The 666-nt window shown below is 73.0% G+C and carries 1 protein-coding gene (only partly in view); it reads right to left on the bottom strand.

Annotation, left to right across the window (positions count from 1 at the left end; translation table 11 throughout):
- Window positions 1–231 carry the start of a metallophosphoesterase family protein gene (locus FrCorBMG51_RS14530; RefSeq protein ID WP_476742172.1) on the bottom strand. Its footprint begins 966 nt before the window's first position, so the window shows 231 of its 1197 coding nt (coding positions 1–231); its start codon is at window positions 229–231; its stop codon lies beyond the left edge, outside the window.
- Window positions 232–666: the final 435 nt, after the last annotated feature.

Below are 666 nucleotides of genomic sequence, written 5' to 3'. Positions count from 1 at the left end.
GGCCGGCGGCGAGCCGGCGAGGTTCCGCCTGGGCGGCAGCCCCGCACCCGACGGATCCGCGTAGCAGATGTCTCCGGCGAGCAGGTGGAACACCGGGTCCTGCCGGGCGATGGTCGCGGTGATGGCCGAGGCGTGCGCGACGGTCGGGTCGTTGTCCGCCTGGTAGTAGTTGTCGTCGAACCGGCCCGGCGGGAGACCCTGCGGGGTGGTGTTCGACCCCTGGTCACCCATCATCGTGAACCGGAAGGAACCGCCCTCGCGCCCCTTCCGGTGGCCGGTGCGGACCGCCTGGACGGGAGTGGCACTCCCGCCCGGGATTCGAAAACGGTAGTAGTACTCGTGTCCCGGTGCCAGGTTGTCGAACGCCGCGTGCACGTAGTACTGCTCGACCGTGTAGATCGAGCCGTCGACCTGCGGGACCTGGGACAGCAGCGGACGGATCTCCGCCTCGGTCGTGTGGCCGAGTCCACGGCCCGGCCCGATGTCGACCAGCACCCTGCCTCGGCCCGGGTTACCCGACAGCTGCGCCGCGAGCCGCAGCTGTCGGGACGGGTCGGCGCCGAACGCGGCGTGCCGGCCGCCGACCAGCAGGGGGCTGTCGGTGGTCGCACCGGCGTAGGCGGCCCGGCCGAACGGCGTGCCGAGCAGGCTCGCCGCGCCGGCCCC

This window comes from Protofrankia coriariae, from assembly GCF_001017755.1.
Taxonomy (GTDB): Bacteria; Actinomycetota; Actinomycetes; order Frankiales; family Frankiaceae; genus Protofrankia; species Protofrankia coriariae.
Note: the sequence above shows the minus strand (reverse complement) of the source record. Positions and strands in the feature narration are given on the sequence as shown.